We start from the raw sequence: 20848 nt of genomic DNA, 5'->3' as shown, positions 1-20848 counted from the left end.
CCATGACCAGGCCCGTCCGAGCCGTGCGAAGGGGCTGACCACGTGACATCGGTGACCGAGGTGAGAGGACCGGCGCGCCGCGCGCCCGGCGGGGACCGGCCACCGCGCGGCCCCGACCACGGCGCCTGGTTCCTGGTGCTGCCCGCGCTGATCCCCATCCTGGTGCTCAGCGTCGGACCGCTGCTCTACGGCATCCTGCTGGCGTTCACCGACGCCCAGTCGGGCCGCACCGAGCCCACCCGGTGGATCGGCGCCCTGAACTTCCAGGACCTGCTGCACGACACGCTGTTCTGGGAGTCGTTCCGCATCGGGCTGGTGTGGGCCCTCGGCGTGACCGTGCCGCAGTTCCTGCTCGCGCTCGGCCTCGCCCTGCTGCTGAACCAGAACCTGCGACTGCGCTGGCTGGCCCGCGCCCTGGCGATCGTCCCCTGGGCGATGCCCGAGGTCGTCGTCGGCATCATGTGGCGGCTCGTCTACAACCCGGACGCCGGCATCCTCAACGAGACCCTGCGCGACCTCGGGCTCGGCGACGGCCGCGACTGGCTCAGCGGTCTGGCCACCGCCCTGCCCGCCGTGATCGTCGTCGGCGTCTGGGCCGGCATGCCGCAGACCACGGTCGCCCTGCTCGCCGGCCTGCAGAACACCCCCCGCGAGCTGCACGAGGCCGCCGCGGTCGACGGCGCCGGAGCCTGGCGCCGCTTCCGCACCGTCACCTGGCCCGCCCTGAGACCGGTCGCGCTCGCCGTCACCGCGCTCAACCTCATCTGGAACGTCAACTCCTTCGCCCTGGTCTACGTGCTGACCAACGGCGGTCCCGGCGGCCGGACCCGGCTGCCCATGCTCTTCGCCTACGAGGAGGCCTTCCGGTACGGGCAGTTCGGTTACGCGGCGGCGATGGGCTGCGTCATGGTCGCCGTGATCTCGGTCCTGCTGGCCGTCTTCCTCGTCGGCCGGCTCAGGGGAGGTGACGACGCGTGAGGACCTCGACCGGAGCCCGCGCGGGCCAGTACGCCGCGCTGCTCGCCTATCTCGTCTTCCTGGCCTTCCCGTTCCTGTGGCTGCTGTCCACCGCGTTCAAACCGCCGCGCGAGCTGGCGAGCCTGCACCCCACCTGGATCCCGGAGAACCCCACCCTCGACAACTTCCGGCAGGCCTTCGACGAGCAGCCGCTGCTGCACGCCGCGCTCAACTCCCTGGTCGCCGCGCTCGGCGCCGCCGTGATCGCCGTGCTGATCGCGACGCCGATGGCGTACGTCATGGCCCGCCGCCGCGGCCGGCTCACCCGGGCGGCCACCGGATGGGTCGTGGTCAGCCAGGCCTTCCCCTTCGTCCTGCTGATCATCCCGCTCTTCCTGGTCCTGAAGAACCTCCGGCTGATCAACTCCGTGCCCGGGCTGGTGATGGTGTACGTCGTGTGGTCGCTGCCGTTCGCGCTGTGGATGCTCGCGGGATACGTCCGCGCCGTGCCGGCCGAGCTGGAGGAGGCCGCGGCGGTCGACGGGGCCGGGCGGCTGCGCACCCTCGTCTCGGTGACCGCGCCGCTGCTCGCGCCGGGGATCGTGGCGACGGCGCTGTTCGCGTTCATCACCGCGTGGAACGAGTTCTTCTTCGCGCTGGTGCTGCTGAAGACACCGGAGAAACAGACCCTGCCGGTCGTGCTCACCCACTTCATCGGCGCCGAGGGCGTCGCCGACCTCGGTCCGCTGGCGGCGGCGGCCTTCCTCGCGACACTGCCCTCGCTGGTCGTGTTCGCGCTCATCCAGCGGCGGATCACGGGCGGCATGCTCGCCGGGGCGGTGAAGAGCTGATGCGCACCAGGACCACCACCGTGCTCGTCGCGCTCGCCCTGCTGCTCGCGGCCTGCACCGGCGCGGGCGGCGACGCCGACGACGGCCGGATCACCCTGCGCTTCCAGTCCCTGGCCTGGCAGGAGGAGTCCGTCGAGGCCAACAAGGAACTGGTCGAGGAGTGGAACGCGGCCCGCCCGGACGTGCGGGTCGAGTACGTCCAGGGCAGCTGGGACAGCGTCCACGACCAGCTCCTCACCTCCTTCGAGGGCGGCGAGGCGCCCGACATCATCCACGACGCCTCCGACGACCTCGCGGACTTCGCCTACGGCGGCTACCTCGCCGACCTCACCGACCTGCTGCCCCGGCGGCTGAAGAACGACATTCCCCCGCACAGCTGGGAGACGGTCACCTTCGGCGACGGCGTCTACGGCGTGCCGTTCCTCCAGGAACCCCGCGTCCTGATCGCCAACACGGCCCTGCTGGAGAAGTCCGGCGTCCGGATCCCGACGCCCGAACGCCCCTGGACCTGGCCGGAGTTCCGGCAGGTGACCGAGCGGCTGAGCGGCGACGGGACGTACGGCGTGGCCTGGCCGCTCAAGGAGCCCGTGTCCGCCACGCTCAACCTGTCGCTGTCCGCCGGCGGCCGGCTGTTCCACCGGGACGCGGACGGCAGGGTCACCGTCCGGTTCGAGGAGGCCGACCAGGTGGTGCCGCGCACGATCCACGACCAGGTCGGCCGCGACCGCAGCGCCCCGGCCTCCACCCTGGGCAGCGGCGGCTCGGACACCCTGCCCGGCTTCTTCGCGGGCAGGTACGCGATGGTGCCGCTCGGCTTCTCCTACCGCCAGCAGATCGAGCAGCAGGCCCCCGAGGGCTTCGACTGGCAGGTCCTGCCCGCCCCGGCCGGCGCCGACGGGCTCGCCCAGGGCGTCAGCCCGCAGACCCTGTCGATCGCCGAGGACAGCCCGCACAAGGAGGAGGCCGCCGCGTTCGTCGACTTCCTCCTCCAGCCGGACAACATGGTCCGCCTCGCCCTCGGCGACTGGATGCTGCCCACCGGCACCCGGGCCCTGGAGGACCCCGCCCTGCACACGCCCGGGAAGGGCTGGGCCACCGGTACCGCCCTCGCCGCCCACCTGCGCCCGGCGCCCGCGCAGTCCGTCCGCGGCTACGCCGAGTGGAAGGACAAGGTGGCCACCCCCGCGCTCCAGGAGTACTACAGCGGAGCGATCGGCATGGCGGAGCTGCGCGAGAGGCTGGAGGAGGACGGCAACCTGGTACTCGCCCGCTACCAGCGCTGACGGTGCCGCCGGACCGGTGGGGCGGCGGCACCGCAACAGGGTTGCACGAGACGTCTCGTCTCGCATACGGTGCGGACATGACCAGTCGCCCCGCCCACATCGCCATGTTCTCCATCGCCGCCCACGGCCACGTGAACCCCAGCCTGGAGGTGATCCGCGAGCTCGTCGCGCGGGGGCACCGGGTGACGTACGCGATCCCGCCGCTCCTCGCGGACAAGGTCGCCGGGACGGGCGCCGAACCCAAGCTCTGGAACAGCACGCTGCCCGGCCCCGACGCCGACCCGGAGGCGTGGGGGAGCACCCTGCTGGACAACGTGGAGCCCTTCCTCGACGACGCGATCCAGTCGCTCCCGCAGCTCGCCGAGGCGTACGAGGGGGACGAGCCGGACCTGGTCCTGCACGACATCGCCTCCTACGCCGCACGCGTCCTCGGCCGCCGCTGGGACGTGCCCGTGATCTCCCTGTCGCCCTGCATGGTCGCCTGGGAGGGCTACGAGCAGGAGGTCGCCGAGCCGATGTGGGAGGAGCCGCTGAAGACCGAGCGGGGGCAGGCCTACTACGCCCGCTTCCACGCCTGGCTGGAGGAGAACGGGATCACCGACCACCCCGACCCGTTCACAGGCCGCCCCGACCGTTCCCTGGTGCTGATCCCCAAGGCGCTCCAGCCCAACGCCGACCGGGTGGACGAGAAGGTGTACACCTTCGTCGGCGCCTGCCAGGGGGACCGCTCCACCGAGGGCGACTGGACGCGCCCCGAGGGCGCAGAGAAGGTCGTCCTCGTCTCCCTCGGGTCCGCCTTCACCAAGCAGCCCGCGTTCTACCGGGAGTGCGTCAAGGCCTTCGGCGAACTGCCCGGCTGGCACACCGTGCTCCAGGTCGGAGCGCACGTCGACCCCGCCGAGCTGGGCGACGTGCCGGACAGCGTGGAAGTCCGCTCCTGGGTGCCGCAGTTGGCGATCCTCCAGCAGGCCGACCTGTTCGTCACCCACGCGGGCGCCGGCGGCAGCCAGGAGGGCCTGGCGACCGCCACGCCGATGATCGCCGTACCGCAGGCGGCCGACCAGTTCGTCAACGCCGACATGCTCGAGGGCCTCGGCGTCGCCCGCAGGCTCGCGACCGAGGAGGCCACCGCCGAGGCGCTGCGCACCGCCGCCCTCGCCCTGGTCGACGATCCGGAGGCGGCCGCGCGCCTGAGGGAGATCCGGGAGCAGATGGCCCAGGAGGGCGGCACCCGGCGGGCGGCCGACCTGATCGAGGCCGAACTGGCGGCGGCGCGGCGCCCCTGACGGCGTGCGCCGGCGACGGCGAAGGGCCCGTCGGTTCCCCCGGACCGACGGGCCCTCACCACTTCCCGGGCCGCTCAGACCCCGACCCGCTCGCCCTCGTCGTCCCGGGCCGGCGGAGCGACCGCCTCGGGCGACTCGTCGTGGGTGAGGTCCGGCAGCCGGTGCAGCCACTTCGGCAGGTACCAGTTGCGCTCGCCCAGCAGGGCCATCACGGCCGGCAGCAGCACGCCCCGGATGACGGTCGCGTCGATCAGCACCGCCGCCGCCAGGCCCACGCCCATCTGCTTCATGGACTGCATGGACAGGGTGCCGAAGATGGCGAACACGGCGACCATGATGACCGCGGCGCTGGTGACGACCCCGGCCGTGGTGACCACGCCGTGCTGGATCGCGTCCCTCGTCGTGCGGCCGCGCAGCCGCGCCTCGCGGATCCGCGAGACCACGAACACGTGGTAGTCCATCGACAGGCCGAACAGGATCACGAAGAGGAACAGCGGCAGCCAGGTGACGATGGCGCCGACCCCCTCCGCGCCCACCAGCGAGGCGCCCCAGCCGTGCTGGAAGACGGCGACGAGGATGCCGTACGCCGCGCCCACCGACAGCAGGTTCAGCACGATCGAGGTGATCGCCACTGTCAGGGAGCGGAACGACAGCAGCATCAGCAGGAAGGCGAAGACCACGACGAACGCGAAGACCGGCGCGACCGAGCCGACGAGCTGGTCGTTGAAGTCCTTGTTGCCGGCCACCTGCCCGGTGATCGGGGCCTCGACGCCGTCGACCTTGCCCAGCGTGGCGGGCCGGACCTCGTCGCGCAGCTTGTCCAGGCTCTCGCCCGCCTCGTCCTGGTCGGAGCCGCCGACCAGCGGGACGTGGATCAGGGCGACGTTCTGCTCGTCGTGCACGGTGATGTCGACCGGACCGCGCGAGGCGCCCGAACCGACCGCCTGCGTACGGAAGTCGGCCAGCGCGGCCCGCACCTCGGGCGCGTTGATGTCGTCGGCCTTCACGACCACCTCGGCCGGGTCGGAGCCGCCCGGGAAGGCCTCGTTGACCCGGTCGTACGTCTGCACGAGGGGCAGCGAGTCGCCGAACTCCTGGTCCAGGGTGAGGTTCTGCGTCTTCATGCCGACGGCGGGGGCGGCGACGGCCAGCAGGGCGCCGACCGCCACGGCCGCGGCGAGCACCGGCCTGGCGAGCACGCGCCGCAGCACGGCGGTCCAGAACCGGCTGCCCTCCCCGGTGGCCCGGCGCCGACGCCGGCGCAGGAACGGGACGCGCCCCTTCTCCACCCGCTCGCCCAGCAGGGACAGCAGCGCCGGCAGCACCGTCACCGAGCCGACCATGGCGACCGCGACCACCATCAGCGAGGCCAGACCCATCGCCTCGAACTCGGCGATGCCGGTGAACAGCATGCCCGCCATCGCCACGCACACCGTCACACCGGAGACGACGATCGCCCGGCCACTGGTGGCGGCGGCGATCCGCAGCGCGGTCTGCGCGTCCCGGCCCGCGGCGCGCTCCTCGCGCTCACGGCGCAGGTAGAACAGGCAGTAGTCGACGCCGACCGCCAGACCGACCAGCAGCATCACGGAGTTGGCGGTGTCGCTCATCGGCTGGAAGTGGCTGACCAGGCCCATCAGACCCATCGTCGCCATGATCGCGGTGATCGCCAGCGCCACCGGCACCAGCGCGGCCACCAGCGCGCCGAACGCGACGAGCAGGATGCCGAGGGCCACCGGCACCGCGGAGTACTCGGCCTTCTGGAAGTCGTCGCCGAACGCGTCGTCGAACGTCTTCATCATGCTGGCGCCGCCGATCTCCTCGATCCGCAGCGACCCGTGCTCCTTCTGGACGCCCTCGACGGCCTTCAGCACCGGTTCGACCCGCTCGCCCGCGGTGTCCGCCTCGCCGCGCATGTCGAACTGCACCAGCGCGCTGCGGCCGTCCTGCGAGATGGTCCTCGTCTCGTACGGGGAGGTCACGCCCGTGACCTCGCCGGTGCCCTCCACCGCCTCGACGACCGCGGTGACGGCGGCGCGGAACTCGGCGTCCGTGGCCGTCAGCCTCCCGTCCCTCGCCTGGATCAGGACGCTCTCACCGGCCGGTTCGTCGATCCCGGCGTCCTCGACGATCCGGGCGGCGGTGCGCGTCTCGCCCCCCATCTGCTCGCTGTCCTTGACGTCGACGCGGCCGGCCGCCGAACCGAGCCCCATCGCCAGGACGACGAACAGTACCCAGATCCCGACGGCAGCCCATCGGTGCCGGGCGCTCCAGCCGCCGGCCCGGGCGGCGACGCCCCGCACCCGTGTGTCTGCGTTCCCCATGACGGGCTTGCCCCCTCGTCCGCGGTGGAGGCCCCCTGCCACCACCTGACGCTTCGACGCTATGGCCCGGAAAAGCCGGTCACGTCGTGCTGACTGGTGAAGCGGGACGGGTCCGGCTCATCCCCTCGGACGCCCGGTCTCACCGCTGGGGAGGACGACGGTCCCTTACATCTACCCGGGACCGTCGGGGACGGCGGTCGGGGTGCGGCCGGAGGACGGATTCCGCCAGGTTCCCTTCCGTGGGGTTGTTGAACAGGTCACACGCGCGCGCAGTGGTTGAATCCCGCCCCGCGGATCGGCGAGAGTGGCGCGCACGTCCGCCCCGGCGGACGCGGCCGTCGCGCCCGCCCCCACGGGGCGCGACGGCCACCCTAGGGTGTGCGCATGACGACGACGTACGCGGCGCTGCTGCGCGGAATCAACGTGGGCGGCGCCAGGAAGGTCCCGATGGCCGAACTGCGCACCCTCCTGGAGGGTCTCGGCCACGACGCCGTGCGCACCCACCTCCAGAGCGGACAGGCCGTGTTCACGTCCGGTCACGGCGACGAGGAGTCCCTGGCCGCCGAGGTGGCGCAGGCGATCGAGGAGCACTTCGGCTTCCCGGTGGACGTGATCGTGCGCGACCACGCCTATCTGCGGGCCGTCGCCGACTCCTGCCCCTTCCCCGCCGCCGACCTCGAGGCCAGGCAGCTCCACGTCACCTACTTCTCCGCGCCGGTCGACGAGGAGCGCTTCGCGTCCGTGGACCGGGCCGCCTTCCTCCCCGAGGAGTTCCGCCTCGGCGACCGCGCCCTGTACCTGTACGCGCCGGACGGCCTCGGCCGCTCCAAGCTCGCCGAGGCGCTCGCCAGGCCTCGTGTGACCAAGGGCGTGATCGCCACCAGCCGCAACTGGAACACGGTCGTCAAACTGGTGGAACTGACCGCCCCCGGCGCCTGACGCCCGGCCGGTCCGGCGTCAGGCGCCGACCGCCACCAGCGCCGGCAGCGGCGACCGCGCCGCGTCGTACCGCTCCAGCAGCAGCCGCGCCACCTCGGGCGCCGGGCCCAGCACGTCCGCCAGGACGTCCGCCCCGGCCGCACCCCGCGCGATGCGGTCCGGCAGGAAGCCGGGGGCCAGCACGTACGGGGCGACGGCGACGCGTGCGCAGCCGGCGGCGCGCAGCTCGCGGACCGCGTCCTCGGTACGGGGAAGGGATGCGGAGGCGAACGCAGGCCGCACGGCGCACCAACCGGTGTGCCGCCACTCCCGCGCGATTTCTGCGATCACTGCGATCGCCTCCGGGTCGGAGGACCCCGCCGAGGCCAGCACGACCCCGGTCGAGGACTTGTCGGCGGGCGTGAGGCCCGCCTCGTACAGCCGCCGTTCCAGCGCCGCCAGCAGCAGCGGGGAGGGGCCGAGCACCTTTGCCTGCCGGATCCGCAGCCGGGCCGGCGCGTCCGCGAGGACGGCCGGGATGTCGGCCTTGGCGTGGAAGGCGCGGGTCAGCAGCAGCGGCTGCACCACCACGTCCCGCACCCCCTCCTCCGCCAGCGACTCCAGCGCGCCCTGCACGGAGGGCACGTTGAAGTCCAGGAAGCCGGTCTCCACCCGCAGCCCCGGGCGCAGCGACCTGACCCGGCGGACCAGGGCGTGCACGGTCGCGGCGTGCCGCGGATCGCGGCTGCCGTGGGCGACGACCAGCAGGACGGGACGGGCGTGACGGGCGGGGCGGACCGGACGGTGCATGGCGTACCTCAGCTCCTCACCAGCAGACCGCGGCTGCGCAGCACCCACCGCTCCAGCGGGCTGAAGATCAGCAGGTCGATGGCGATGCCGACGATCAGGATCAGCAGGATGGCCTCGAAGACCATGGCCATGTCGCTGGCGTTGCGGCCGTTCTCCAGCAACTGGCCGAGGCCCACGCCCAGGTCGGGGAAGGACGCGATGATCTCGGCGGCCATCAGCGACCGCCAGGAGAAGGCCCAGCCCTGCTTCAGCCCCGCCACGTAGCCGGGCAGCGCGGCCGGCAGCACGATGTGCCAGGTGCCCTTCAGCCCCGTCGCGCCCAGCGTGCGGCCCGCCCGCAGGAACAGCGGGGACACCTGGTCGACGCCGGACACCAGGCCGTTGGCGATGGACGGCACCGCGCCCAGCAGGATGACGGCGTACATCATCGTGTTGTTCAGGCCCAGCCAGATCACGGCCGGCGGCACCCAGGCCACCGACGGCAGCGACTGGAGGCCGGACAGGATCGGGCCGATCGCCGCCCGCACGAACTTCACCCGCGCCACCAGCAGCCCCAGCGGGGTGCCGATCAGCAGGGCGAAGCAGAAGCCGAGCAGACCGCGCGAGACGCTGGTCCAGATGTAGCCGAGCAGTTCGCCCTGGAGCCACGCCTGGTGGACGACGTCCCACACGGCGGACGGGGCGGGCAGCTTGGTCGGGTCGTCGACGACGTCGAAGGAGACCAGCCCCTGCCATGTCGCCAGCACCAGGAGCACTGCGACGGTGGGCGGCAGGATCTTCTCGACGAAGGTCTGCCGGAAGGGCCTGCGGCCCTGCTGCACCGTCTCCAGTGCGTCGAGGCCCGCCTCCAGACCGGCGAGGTCGCCGCCGTCCTTCGCCGGGCTGGTCGTCTCAGTGCTGGCCATGGCGGCGGATCTCCCCACGCAGTTCTTCGGTGATCTCGACGGACAGTTCCGCCACGGCGGTGTCCTCGATGCGGCGCGGGTGCTCGATGCCCACCGTCCACTGGCGCGCCACGCGCCCGGGACGGGAGGACAGCAGTACCACGCGCTCGGCGAGCCGCACGGCCTCGCGCACGTTGTGCGTGACGAACAGGACGGACAGCTTCGTCTCCCGCCAGATCCGGGTCAGCTCGTCGTGCAGCACGTCCCGCGTGATCGCGTCCAGCGCCGCGAACGGCTCGTCCATCAGCAGCAGCTTGCTCTCCTGCGCGAGGGCGCGTGCCATCGCGACGCGCTGGCGCATGCCGCCCGACAGCTCGTGCACCCGCTTGCCGTACGCGCCCTTGAGCCGGACGAGTTCGAGCAGTTCCTCGGCCTTGTCGCGGCGCTCGGACTTGGGCACGCCGCGCAGCTTCAGGGCGAGCTCGATGTTCTTGCCCGCGGTCAGCCACGGGAACAGGGCGTGCTCCTGGAACATCAGGGCCGGGCGCCCGTCCGTGGTGATGGCGCCGGCGCTGGGCCTGTCCAGGCCCGCCACCAGGTTCAGCAGCGTGGACTTGCCGCAGCCGGAGGCCCCCAGGAGGGTGACGAACTCGCCGGGCGCGACATCGAGGGTGATGTCGTCCAGCACGAGCTGCTGTCCGGCGGGGCCCGCGAACGACTTCGAGACGTGCTCGATCCGGGCGGCGTGCGTGGCCGCCTCGGTACCGTCGGCGGCCTTGGCGAGGGTCGTGGCCATGGTCGTCACCTCCTGGGAATGGTCGGATCCGGGCTTACTCGACGCCGAGACCGGCGTCGTCGACCGCGGGCTCGCCCTTGGCCTCGAGGACCTTGTTGAGCAGCGTGAGGTCGTAGATGCCGTCGAGGTCGGGCTTCTCCAGCAGACCGGCCTTCACGGCGTGCTCCGCCTGGGCGTCGAGGGTGGCGGCCAGCGGGTCGTCGGTGAGCTGGATCGACTTCCAGGCCGGGTCCAGGACCTCGGCCGGCAGTGCCTTGCCGGTGTCCTTCTCCAGCTGCGCGTTGGCCGCGGCCTTCGCCTCCTCCGGATGGGCCCCGATCCACGCGTTGGTGTCGACCGAGGCCTTCAGGACGGCCTCGACGGCCTTCGGGTGCTCCTTCAGGAACTTCTGCGACACGATGATGTTCGTGATCACGAACTTCTCGTCGGGCCACAGCGTCGACTCGTCGAGGAGCACCTTGCCGCCCGCGGCGACCAGCTTGGAGGCGGTGGGCTCGGGCACCCAGGCGCCGTCCAGGGAACCGGACCGGTAGGCGTCCGGGGTGACCTTGTTGTCGCTGCGGACGACCGTGACGTCGCCCTTGCCGCTCTGCGCGTCGACCTTCCAGCCCTGCTCGGCGATCCAGTTGAGGAACGCCACGTCCTGCGTGTTGCCCAGCTGCGGGGTCGCGATGCGCTTGCCCTTGACGTCCTTCAGGGACTTGATCCTGTCCGGGTTCACCACCAGCTTCACGCCGCCGGAGGCCGAACCGCCGATGATCCGCAGGTTCTTGCCGTCGGACTTGGTGTAGCCGTTGATCGCGGGGGAGGGGCCGATCCAGCCGATGTCGATGGAGCCGGAGTTCAGCGCCTCGATCTCGGACGGGCCCGCGTTGAAGGTCGCGTACTTGGCCTCGGTCCCGCCGAGCGCCTTCTGGAAGAAGCCCTTCCGGTTGCCTACCAGGGCGGTGGCGTGGGTGACGTTGCCGAAGTAGCCGATGCGGACGGAGTCCAGACCGTCGATCTTCTCGGCACCCGCGGCGACCTTGACGGTGTCGTCGTCCTTGGCCTGGGAGCCGTACCCGCAGGCGGCCAGGGTCAGGAGGGGGAGCGCGGCGATGACCGCCAGCGTACGGCGCAGGGCGGAGGTGGCAGGCACGGGAGGTGGTCCTCTCGTTGGCCCGGCGGTCACGCCTGTCGGATGGTCCGAGGGGTCAGGTCGTGGCCGGGAGGTCGGCAGGTCTTCGGCTGTGCGGGTGGGGGGTGCGGGCGCGCGTGCGGTGCGCGTACGTCAGCACGCACATCGCCCCACTCCTCCCTGTCCGCTGCCGAGGGCACCGCTGCCGACGCGGCCGCCCTCCTTCGCGAACGTGGACCAGAAGTCGGGGGAGTTCATGCTCAGAAGTCCCACCCGTCGTCGTCCGCGTCCTTGACCGGCTCCGGCGCGGCGAAGGACTCGCCCACCATCCCGGCGGTGAGCGTGGTGCCGTCGCTCGGGTCGATCAGGATGAACGAACCGGTGCGGCGGGAGTCCGCGTAGGAGTCCGCGGGCAGCGGCTCGGCGGTACGGATCTTCACGCGGCCGATGTCGTTGGCGACGAGCCGGCCGGGGTGCGGGTGCAGGGACAGGTCGTCCAGCGTGAGCCGGGCCGGGATGTCCTTGACGATCGCCTTGACCGTGCGGGTGCCGTGCTTGAGCAGCACGCGGTGGCCCACCGTCAGCGGCGCGTCGGCGACGTGGCAGACCGTGGCCTCGACGTCCTGGGTGGTGGCCGGCGCGTCCTTGCTGGGCACGATCAGGTCGCCGCGGGAGACGTCGATGTCGTCCTCCAGCAGCAGCGTCACCGACTGCGGCGTCCAGGCCGCGTCGACCGGCACGCCCAGCAGGTCGATGCCGGACACCTTCGAGGTGCGGCCCGACGGCAGCACGGTGACCTCGTCGCCGACGCGGAAGGTGCCGGCGGCGATCTGGCCCGCGTAACCCCGGTAGTCGGGGTGCTCGGCGGTCTGCGGACGGATCACGTACTGCACGGGCAGCCGGGCGTGGCAGTGCGCCAGGTCGTGGCTGACCGGGACGGTCTCCAGGTGCTCCAGGACGGTCGGCCCCCCGTACCAGTCCATGACCGCCGACGGCTCCACCACGTTGTCGCCCGCGAGCGCCGAGATCGGGATCGCGGTGACCTCGGGGATGCCCAGCTCGGTCGCGTACGCCGTGAACTCCTCGGCGATGGCGGCGAACACGGACTCCCGGTACTCGACCAGGTCCATCTTGTTGACGGCGAGCACCACGTGCGGCACCCGCAGCAGCGCGGCGATCGCGGCGTGCCGGCGGGTCTGCTCGACGACGCCGTTGCGGGCGTCGACCAGGATCACCGTCAGCTCGGCCGTGGAGGCGCCGGTGACCATGTTCCGGGTGTACTGCACGTGCCCGGGGGTGTCGGCCAGGATGAACCGGCGCCGGGGGGTCGCGAAGTAGCGGTAGGCCACGTCGATGGTGATGCCCTGCTCGCGCTCGGCCCGCAGGCCGTCGGTGAGCAGCGCCAGGTCCGGGGCCTCCTGGCCGCGGCTCGCGGAGGCGCGCTCCACGGCCTCCAGCTGGTCCACGAGGACCGACTTGGAGTCGTGCAGCAGACGGCCGACCAGGGTGGACTTGCCGTCGTCGACGGACCCCGCGGTGGCGAACCGCAGCAGGGTGGTCTCCGACAGCTGCGCGGCCGACAGCGGCTCGGTGGGCTCGGTGGTGCTGGTCATGTCTAGAAGTACCCCTCGCGCTTGCGGTCTTCCATCGCGGCCTCGGAGAGCTTGTCGTCGGCACGCGTCGCGCCGCGCTCGGTGAGCCGGGAGGCGGCGATCTCGGCGATCACCTTCTCGATGGTGTCGGCGTCGGAGTCGACCGCGCCGGTGCAGGACATGTCGCCCACGGTGCGGTAGCGGACCCGCCGCTTCTGGACCGTCTCGCCGTCCTTCGGGCCGCCCCACTCGCCGGCGGTCAGCCACATGCCGGCGCGCGCGAAGACCTCGCGCTCGTGGGCGTAGTAGATCTCGGGCAGCTCGATGCCCTCGCGGGCGATGTACTGCCACACGTCCAGCTCGGTCCAGTTGGACAGCGGGAAGACCCGGACGTGCTCGCCGGGGGCGTGCCGGCCGTTGTACAGGTTCCACAGCTCGGGACGCTGGCGGCGCGGGTCCCACTGGGAGAACTCGTCGCGCAGCGAGAACACCCGCTCCTTGGCGCGGGCCTTCTCCTCGTCGCGGCGCCCGCCGCCGAAGACGGCGTCGAACTTCTCCGCCTGGATCTTCTCGGTCAGCGGCAGCGTCTGCAGCGGGTTGCGCGTGCCGTCCGGGCGCTCCTTGAGCACCCCCCGGTCGATGTAGTCCTGCACGGAGGCGACGTGCAGGCGCAGCCCGTGCTTCTCCACCGTGCGGTCGCGGTAGTCCAGGACCTCGGGGAAGTTGTGCCCGGTGTCGACGTGCAGCAGGGAGAACGGCACGGCCGCGGGGGCGAACGCCTTCAGCGCCAGGTGCAGCATGAGGATGGAGTCCTTGCCGCCGGAGAACAGGATCACCGGCCGCTCGAACTCGCCCGCCACCTCGCGGAAGATGTGCACCGCCTCGGACTCGAGGGCGTCGAGGTGGGAGAGGGCGTACGGGCTGTTCGCGGCGCCCTCGCCCTCCTCGACCGTGGCGACGGTCGTCGTCATGCCAGTCCCCTTTCGCTGAGCAGGGCGTACACCGCCGCGGCGGACTCCTGGACGGTCTGGTCCTGCGACTCGATGCGCAGGTCGGGCGCGACGGGCTCCTCGTACGGGTCGTCGACCCCGGTGAGCCCCGTCAGCTCACCCGCGGCCTGCTTGGCGTACAGACCCTTCACGTCGCGCACGGAGCACACCTCGACCGGGGTGGCCACGTGCACCTCCACGTACGCGGTGCCGTTCGCCTCGTGCCGCTTGCGCACGGCGTCCCGGCTGTCCGCGTACGGCGCGATCACCGGGACCAGCGCCGTGACGCCGTTGCGGGCGAGCAGTTCGGCGACGAAGCCGATGCGCTGCACGTTGGTGTGCCGGTCCTCGCGGCCGAAGCCGAGGCCCGCCGAGAGGAACTCGCGGATCTCGTCGCCGTCGAGCACCTCGACGCGCCGGCCCTCCCGGCGCAGTCGGCCGGCCAGCTCGTGCGCGATGGTGGTCTTGCCGGCGCTCGGCAGACCCGTGAGCCAGACGGTGGCTCCGGTCGTCACGTGGTTCTCCTGAATCTCGGTGGTCGTCATGTCAGCCGTGCAGTCCGCACTCGGTCTTGGAGCGGCCCGCCCAGCGGCCGGCCCGCGCGTCCTCGCCCTCCAGCACACGGCGGGTGCAGGGCGCGCAGCCCACGGAGGCGTAACCGTCCATCAGCAGCGGGTTGGTGAGGACCCCGTGCTCGGCGACGTACGCCTCCACGTCCTCCTGCGTCCACCGGGCGATGGGGGAGATCTTGACCTTCCCCCGCTTCTCGTCCCAGCCGACCACGGGGGTGTTCGCCCGCGTCTCGGACTCGTCGCGGCGCAGCCCGGTCGCCCACGCCTGGTAGCCCTTCAGCCCCTCCTCCAGCGGCTTCACCTTGCGCAGCGCGCAGCACAGGTCGGGGTCGCGGTCGTGCAGCCTCGGCCCGTACTCGGCGTCCTGCTCGGCGACCGTCTGGCGCGGGGTGAGCGTGATGACGTTCACGTCCATCACGGCCTCCACCGCGTCCCGGGTGCCGATGGTCTCCGGGAAGTGGTAGCCGGTGTCGAGGAACACCACGTCCACGCCGGGCAGGGCGCGGGAGGCGAGGTGGGCGACGACCGCGTCCTCCATGGAGGAGGTCACGCAGAAGCGCCCGCCGAAGGTCTCCGCGGCCCACCGGAGGATCTCCAGCGCCGAGGCGTCCTCCAGCTCGCGGCCCGCCCGCTCGGCCAGCGCCTTCAGCTCGTCGGTCGTCCGCTCTTCCTGAGTGGCCGTCATATCGCTTCCCCTCCCGTGGAGTCGGGCCGAAGACCCCGGGCGATCAGCCCGAGGAACTTCAACTGGAATGCGCGGTTGCACGCGCCGCATTCCCAAGCGCCTCCCCCACGCTCGGCTCCGCTCGCGCGGGGGGACCCCCATCCCTCCTCGCTCGGGCGCAGGTCCTCGTCGCCGCAGTAGGGGCAGTAGAAGGGCGCGGCGCGCTCGCTCACGACAGCGCCTCCTCCGAGGCACGGGCCGCCCAGGTGGCGAACCGCTCGCCGTCCTCGCGCTCGGCCTGGTAGCGCTTCAGCACGCGCTCCACGTAGTCCGGCAGCTCCGCCGCCGTCACCTTCAGGCCGCGCACCTTGCGGCCGAAGCCGGCCTGGAGGCCGAGCGCGCCGCCCAGGTGCACCTGGTAGCCCTCGACCTGCTCGCCCCGGTCGTTCAGGACCAGCTGGCCCTTGAGGCCGATGTCCGCGGTCTGGATGCGGGCGCAGGCGTTCGGGCAGCCGTTGAGGTTGATGGTGAGGGGCTCGTCGAAGTCCGGCAGGCGGCGCTCCAGTTCGTCGATGAGCGAGGCGCCGCGCGCCTTGGTCTCGACGATGGCGAGCTTGCAGAACTCGATGCCGGTGCACGCCATGGTGCCGCGCCGGAAGGTCGAGGGCCTGGCGCTGAGGTCCAGCGCCTCCAGGGACTCCACCAGGGAGTCGACCCGGCCCTCCTCGACGTCGAGGATGATCATCTTCTGCTCGACGGTGGTGCGGACCCGGCCCGAGCCGTGCGCCTCCGCGAGGTCGGCGATCTTCGTCAGGGTGGTGCCGTCGACGCGGCCGACGCGCGGGGCGAAGCCGACGTAGTAGCGGCCGTCCTTCTGCCGGTGCACGCCGACGTGGTCGCGCCAGCGGCTGGTGGGCTCGGCCGGCGCGGGGCCGTCGGTCAGCTTCCGCTTCAGGTACTCGTCCTCCAGCACCTGGCGGAACTTCTCCGCGCCCCAGTCGGCGACCAGGAACTTCAGGCGGGCGCGGTTGCGCAGGCGCCGGTAGCCGTAGTCGCGGAAGATCGAGATGACGCCCTCGTAGACGTCCGGCACGTCCTCGACGGGCACCCAGGCACCGAGCCGCACGCCCAGCTTGGGGTTGGTGGACAGGCCGCCGCCGACCCACAGGTCGAAGCCCGGCCCGTGCTCGGGGTGTTCGACGCCGACGAACGCCACGTCGTTGATCTCGTGCACGACGTCCTGCACCGGCGAACCGGAGATCGCGGTCTTGAACTTGCGCGGCAGGTTCGAGTACGCCGGGTTGTTCAGGACCCGGCGCTTCATCTCCTCCAGCGCCGGCGTGCCGTCGATGATCTCGTCCTCGGCGATGCCCGCGACCGGGGAGCCGATCATCACGCGGGGCGTGTCGCCGCAGGCGGTGACGGTGGACAGGCCGACGGCCTCCAGGCGGTTCCAGATCTCGGGCACGTCCTCGATCCGGATCCAGTGGTACTGGACGTTCTGCCGGTCGGTGATGTCGGCCGTGCCGCGCGCGAACTCCTGGGAGATCTCGCCGATGACGCGCAGCTGAGCGGTGGTCAGCGCGCCGCCGTCGATGCGCACGCGCAGCATGAAGTAGCTGTCGTCCAGCTCCTCGGGCTCGAGGATCGCGGTCTTGCCGCCGTCGATGCCCTGTCGGCGCTGGGTGTACAGGCCCCACCAGCGCATCCGTCCGCGCAGGTCGCCGGGGTCGATGGAGTCGAATCCCCGCTTGGAGTAGATCGTCTCAATGCGTGTCCGTACGTTGAGACCGTCGTCGTCCTTCTTGGTCTGCTCGTTGCCGTTGAGCGGGGTGAAGTGACCCATAGCCCACTGACCCTCGCCACGGTGACGGCTCACCTTGCGGCGGGGAGTCGCGGCAGCAGGCTTCGGCGGGGTGGCGGCCATGGTGGACACGTCCTTCAATACAGGCGGAATGCGGCTCTGACCTGCGCTTACGGCGCATGGGCATGCGTGCGCTTCATTGCGCAGGAGGAGGGGAACGCAGAAATCCGGTGGTGCTGGAGAGGTCTCTCAGCGCGCCGGACAGATGGCGCTGGACATGCGGCCGAGGTCGACGTGCCGCCGACTCACCAAGGCGATTCCAGTTCCAGACATGACGGAAGCGTGGCACGGCGATCTGGACACAGTCCAGCTTCGTCCACGATGCGGACGCCCCTGTCCCGCAGACCGAGACAGGGGTGTCGTGGGTCACACAGGCCGAAAACGGACGCTTCGGCGCAGGTCAGGACGGGAAGGCCCCGGGCCAAGGCCCCGGAGTCTCCACCTCCGGCTCTTCCTCGACCTTGGTGTCGAAGAGGCGGAAGCCGCGGCGCCGGTAGTTGTCCAGGGCGAACTCGCCGTCCTTGCTGCACGTGTGCAGCCACACCCGCTTGGTCGTGGCCAGCCCCGGCCAGCGGTCCGCGAGGTCCCAGGCGCGTGCGGTCCCGTACGACAGCAGGTGCCCGCCGATGCGCCGGCCGCGGAAGGCCGGGATCAGGCCGAAGTACTCGATCTCCACGACGCCGTCGTCCCCGGGCGTCAGCTCCACGTACCCGGCCGGTGTGCCCCGCTCGTAGGCCACCCAGGTCTCCACCCCGGGCCGCTCGAGGTGCTCCCGCCACCGCGCGTGGGTCCAGCCCAGCCGGTCCGTCCAGCGGATGTCGCCCCCGACGGAGGCGTACAGGAAGCGGCTGAACTCGGGCGAGGGCACCTCGGCGCGGACGATCCGCACGTCCCCCTCCGGGGCGGCGGACGGCCGCAGATCGGTCGGCGCGGTCTGCTCCAGGGACCAGGTGGTCACGGCGATGTCGGTCATGCCGGTCAGGGAATCACCCGATCCCGAGATCTGTCGATCCCGGTTCCGCGCCCGCACGGCCCGGACGCGCGGCCGCCGCGGGTCGCGGTCGTCAGCCGAGCGCCTCGTCCAGCGAGGCCAGCGGCAGCGCGAAGAGCATGTGGTCCGACTGGGACCAGACCTCACCGGTCCCCGCCCAGTACGACAGGGAGCCCGGCGGCCCGCTCCAGCACTGGTGCGACCCGTCGGCGCCGCACTCCACGGCCCGCGCGCCCTCCGCGTCCTGCCGCCACAGCGTCCCGTGCCCGCCCCCGTCGCCGGCCGGCCGGCCCAGGTACCAGTCGGCGTGTCCGGCGCCGGCCGGGCGGTGCGACAGCACGCCCGCGACCTCGGCCGCCTCGGTCTCGTACGCCTCCCGCGCGTCCACGTGCCCGGCGGGGTCGGCGGCCGGCAGTCCGGCGCGGGCCGGGTCCGTGCCGAGCGTGTAACGCCACAGGCGGGTGGGCCGGTCGGCGCCGGCGGGCACGTACTCGCTCGCCACCAGACCGGCGGGGACCGTGCCGCGGTCCAGGGAGAGCGCGGCGGGGCGCGCGGCGTCCGGCGCGTCGGCGAGGCGGTAGGAGGCGACGGCGGGCAGCACGTACCGGTGGCCGTACGCCGCCCAGCCGCCGGGCACCCGGCCGACCGCGTCGACGTCGGCGGTGGCGCGCTGGACGCGGTCCACGTCGTACACGTACAGCGCGTTGCGGTCCCCGGCGCCCGTGGTGACCAGCAGCTTGTCCCGGTACCAGACCATGCCGGAGACGGGGGAGGCGAGCGCCCGGTAGTCGCGTCCGCCGTCCACCGGGACGGCGAGGAGCGCCGAGGCGTAACCGAGACGGCCGGGATCGTCGGCGTCGACGAACGAGACCCGGGCGGGCCCGCCCCCGGGCGTGCCGTCGTCGCGGCTCCAGGCGGACAGGACGACCCGGTGGGAGCCCCAGCGGCCGTCCTCGCCGGCGTCCCCCGAGGTGGTGACCGCCCCCGGCCGCCAGCCCCGCGTGTCCTCGGCGTCCCAGCAGTAGGCGCGCGTGGCCGCGGGGGAGACCGGCAGCGCCTCGCGCTCCCCGGCCGTGCAGTCGGCGGCGTCGCGCAGGGTGTGGTCGGCGGAGGCGAGGACGGTGTCGACGCCCACCCGTCCGCCCATCGCGGCGGAGAGCCGGTCGAGCCAGGGCTCCGGCACCCGGTGCTCCGTCAGCCGCAGGGAGCCGGTCGCCGCGATCGGCTTCAGGGCGCCGGGGTCCCCGGCGACCGTGGCCTGCGAGGCGCTGATCATCGTGGCGGCGCCGGTCAGTGCGAGTGCCGCCCCGGCCAGGGCCGCGCGCAACGCCCTGCCCCGACTGCGCCGGCGGTGCCTGCCGCGCTGCTTCATAGAACCTCCACGGGCCCCGATCCAACTGCGCCCGTCGTTCCGTGCGTTGACGGAGGAGCAGAGGGGGCGGTCCGTGGAGGATGCTACGACAGGCGGAGGGGCCCGCGGAGCGGGACATGGCAAATATGCGGAAACGAGCCCCCCTTTCGGGGGGAGGGGGCCGTCCGCCACTCAGGGCGACGGTGCCGGGGTCCGTGCCGGTGTCCGGGCCGGGGCCTCGGCTGCCGGTGTCCGGACCGGGGCCCCGGCCCGGCGCTCCGTCACCGCCGGCGCGGTCGAGTGGGGCAGCAGGTCGCGAGGGTCGTCCGGGAGGACCACCTCGACCTCGGCGTCGTCCCGGAAACGGTAGGGCCGGTGCCGCAGATAGGCCCCGAGGTACCGCCGGATCCGGGACATCTCGGCCCGCACCGTCACCGTGCGCGCCGGGTCGCCGAACAGGTCCTCCGCCAGCCCCGCGGCGCTGCGGCCGGTGCGCCGGACGGCCAGCAGGTACAGCAGCTCGGCGTGGCGCGGGCTCAGCTCCCGCTCCCAGGACCCCACACCGTCCAGCACCCGGACCGACCAGCGGCGCGGCTGCCCGAGGTCGAGCAGGATCCGGGGGGCGCCGTGGGGCACCGGCTCCGCGGCGGCCCGCACCAGCCAGCCCTCGTCCAGCGGCTCCACCACGCACGCCCCGAACACCGGGAGCCACCTCGGGCCCGTCGCCGGGGATCCCGGCAGCACCACCCGTTCCAGGTACGGCATCCCCGTCACCGCGGCCGTCCAGCCGTCCCGGTCCACCACCAGCGCGCGCCCGCCGAGCCGGGCCAGCACCGGCGCCGCCACCGCCCGCAGCCGCTCCAGCGACCGGGAGTGCAGCTCGCGCAGCCGGGCCTCGGCGAGCTTGGCCACCGAGTCGACCCAGGCGAGCGTGGCCGGATGCATCGTCTCCAGCGGCCCGCTCACGTCGACCACGCCGAGCAGTCGGCCGCTGCGCGGATCGGTGATGGGCGCCCCGGCACAGGTCCAGGTCGCCTGGGACCGCACGAAGTGCTCGGAGGCGAAGACCTGCACCGGCCGCCGGGTGACCGCCGGCGTGCCCACGCCGTTGGTGCCGACCACGTCCTCCCGCCAGTCCGCGCCGAGCTCGAAACCGAGCCCGTCGGCCCTCCGCAGCACCGGCGTGCTGCCCTCCCGCCACAGCACCCGGCCCTCGTCGTCGGCGACCACCATGATGTGGTGGGCGACGTCCGCGACCGACAGCAGCCCCTCCCGCAGCACCGGCAGCACGTGCCGCAGCGGCGAGGCCTCCCGCCGGCGCCGCACCTCCTCCGGGGACAGCAGCCCGGAGCGGACGTCGCGGTCCGGGTCGACGCCGCTGCGCAGCATCCGCTCCCAGGACTGCTCGATCACCGGGCGCGGCGCCGCCGGGGCACGCCCGCCCGAGAGCCTGGCGGAACGGACCTCGCTGAGCAGCCGCGCCGCACGCGCCGTGTCGACGGCGGCGAACTGCGTCACGTCCATCGGCGAGAGCGCCACTGGTCCTCGTCCTCCCGGAAGCAGGGGCCGGGACGAGCGCCCGGCCGGCCGTCGGCGGGC

General features: G+C 72.7%; 20 protein-coding genes. 5 read left to right on the top strand and 15 right to left on the bottom strand.

Translation table 11 applies throughout. The features are described 5' to 3' along the window. Window positions 1-42: 42 nt before the first annotated feature. From JHAT_RS10835 to JHAT_RS10820, 4 genes are all read left to right on the top strand, one after another. Complete coding sequence (locus JHAT_RS10835; RefSeq protein WP_077797883.1) at window positions 43-978, top strand: carbohydrate ABC transporter permease; 936 nt, start codon at window positions 43-45, stop codon at window positions 976-978. After that, a complete protein-coding gene (locus JHAT_RS10830; RefSeq protein ID WP_077797882.1) occupies window positions 975-1808 on the top strand; it encodes a carbohydrate ABC transporter permease in 834 nt (277 codons plus the stop codon). The genes JHAT_RS10835 and JHAT_RS10830 overlap by 4 nt, the downstream gene beginning before the upstream one ends. Beyond that, window positions 1808-3091, top strand: coding sequence for an ABC transporter substrate-binding protein (locus JHAT_RS10825; RefSeq protein WP_107481897.1), 1284 nt, complete (start codon window positions 1808-1810; stop codon window positions 3089-3091). Before JHAT_RS10830 ends, JHAT_RS10825 begins: the two co-directional genes overlap by 1 nt. A gap of 77 nt (window positions 3092-3168) precedes the next feature. After that, a complete protein-coding gene (locus JHAT_RS10820; RefSeq protein WP_077797881.1) occupies window positions 3169-4377 on the top strand; it encodes a glycosyltransferase in 1209 nt (402 codons plus the stop codon). Window positions 4378-4451: 74 nt separating this feature from the next. Here JHAT_RS10820 and JHAT_RS10815 read toward each other — a convergent pair whose 3' ends face one another. Beyond that, the gene (locus JHAT_RS10815; protein WP_077797880.1) at window positions 4452-6701 is read right to left on the bottom strand and encodes an MMPL family transporter; all 2250 of its coding nucleotides are present in this window, start codon (window positions 6699-6701) and stop codon (window positions 4452-4454) included. A 384-nt stretch (window positions 6702-7085) separates the two neighbouring features. On the opposite strand from JHAT_RS10815, the gene JHAT_RS10810 reads away from it, so the two are divergent. Continuing rightward, the gene (locus tag JHAT_RS10810; RefSeq protein ID WP_077797879.1) at window positions 7086-7640 is read left to right on the top strand and encodes a DUF1697 domain-containing protein; all 555 of its coding nucleotides are present in this window, start codon (window positions 7086-7088) and stop codon (window positions 7638-7640) included. An 18-nt stretch (window positions 7641-7658) separates the two neighbouring features. Here the strand turns inward: JHAT_RS10810 and JHAT_RS10805 are convergent, their stop codons facing one another. The 14 genes from JHAT_RS10805 to JHAT_RS10745 form a co-directional block, all read right to left on the bottom strand. Next, window positions 7659-8429, bottom strand: a complete 771-nt coding sequence (locus JHAT_RS10805; RefSeq protein ID WP_077797878.1) for a sirohydrochlorin chelatase — start codon at window positions 8427-8429, stop codon at window positions 7659-7661. Between the two features lie 8 nt (window positions 8430-8437). Further along, window positions 8438-9334, bottom strand: coding sequence for an ABC transporter permease (locus JHAT_RS10800; protein ID WP_077797877.1), 897 nt, complete (start codon window positions 9332-9334; stop codon window positions 8438-8440). Continuing rightward, window positions 9321-10109, bottom strand: coding sequence for an ABC transporter ATP-binding protein (locus JHAT_RS10795; RefSeq protein ID WP_077797876.1), 789 nt, complete (start codon window positions 10107-10109; stop codon window positions 9321-9323). Before JHAT_RS10795 ends, JHAT_RS10800 begins: the two co-directional genes overlap by 14 nt. A 34-nt stretch (window positions 10110-10143) precedes the next feature. After that, a complete protein-coding gene (locus JHAT_RS10790; RefSeq protein ID WP_077797875.1) occupies window positions 10144-11247 on the bottom strand; it encodes an aliphatic sulfonate ABC transporter substrate-binding protein in 1104 nt (367 codons plus the stop codon). A gap of 239 nt (window positions 11248-11486) precedes the next feature. Next, window positions 11487-12839 carry a sulfate adenylyltransferase subunit 1 gene (locus JHAT_RS10785; RefSeq protein ID WP_077797874.1) on the bottom strand — a complete coding sequence of 451 codons (1353 nt, stop codon included), beginning with the start codon at window positions 12837-12839 and terminating at the stop codon, window positions 11487-11489. 2 nt (window positions 12840-12841) lie between these two features. Beyond that, window positions 12842-13789, bottom strand: coding sequence for a sulfate adenylyltransferase subunit CysD (cysD, locus tag JHAT_RS10780; protein WP_077797873.1), 948 nt, complete (start codon window positions 13787-13789; stop codon window positions 12842-12844). Beyond that, complete coding sequence (gene cysC, locus JHAT_RS10775) at window positions 13786-14352, bottom strand: adenylyl-sulfate kinase (RefSeq protein WP_077797872.1); 567 nt, start codon at window positions 14350-14352, stop codon at window positions 13786-13788. The genes cysD and cysC overlap by 4 nt, the downstream gene beginning before the upstream one ends. Window position 14353: 1 nt before the next feature. Then, entirely contained in the window at window positions 14354-15064 is a 711-nt protein-coding gene (locus tag JHAT_RS10770) for a phosphoadenylyl-sulfate reductase (protein ID WP_077797871.1), read from the bottom strand. Beyond that, window positions 15061-15276 (bottom strand): hypothetical protein, encoded by a 216-nt coding sequence (locus JHAT_RS35230; RefSeq protein ID WP_077797870.1) that lies wholly within the window; start codon window positions 15274-15276, stop codon window positions 15061-15063. Before JHAT_RS35230 ends, JHAT_RS10770 begins: the two co-directional genes overlap by 4 nt. Continuing rightward, window positions 15273-16970, bottom strand: a complete 1698-nt coding sequence (gene sirA / locus JHAT_RS10760) for a sulfite reductase SirA (RefSeq protein ID WP_077797869.1) — start codon at window positions 16968-16970, stop codon at window positions 15273-15275. The genes JHAT_RS35230 and sirA overlap by 4 nt, the downstream gene beginning before the upstream one ends. A gap of 126 nt (window positions 16971-17096) precedes the next feature. Continuing rightward, window positions 17097-17180 (bottom strand): putative leader peptide, encoded by an 84-nt coding sequence (locus JHAT_RS35930; protein WP_310591794.1) that lies wholly within the window; start codon window positions 17178-17180, stop codon window positions 17097-17099. Window positions 17181-17307: 127 nt separating this feature from the next. Beyond that, on the bottom strand, window positions 17308-17880 hold the full coding sequence (locus tag JHAT_RS10755) for a GNAT family N-acetyltransferase (protein ID WP_077797868.1): 573 nt from the start codon (window positions 17878-17880) through the stop codon (window positions 17308-17310). 91 nt (window positions 17881-17971) lie between these two features. Continuing rightward, the gene (locus JHAT_RS10750; protein ID WP_077797867.1) at window positions 17972-19270 is read right to left on the bottom strand and encodes a hypothetical protein; all 1299 of its coding nucleotides are present in this window, start codon (window positions 19268-19270) and stop codon (window positions 17972-17974) included. A 171-nt stretch (window positions 19271-19441) separates the two neighbouring features. Next, a complete protein-coding gene (locus tag JHAT_RS10745; protein WP_171990831.1) occupies window positions 19442-20773 on the bottom strand; it encodes a GAF domain-containing protein in 1332 nt (443 codons plus the stop codon). Window positions 20774-20848 lie beyond the last annotated feature (75 nt).

Origin of the sequence: Streptomyces sp. JHA26 (genome assembly GCF_002005565.1) — a bacterium.
Taxonomy (GTDB): Bacteria; Actinomycetota; Actinomycetes; order Streptomycetales; family Streptomycetaceae; genus Streptomyces.
Note: the sequence above shows the minus strand (reverse complement) of the source record. Positions and strands in the feature narration are given on the sequence as shown.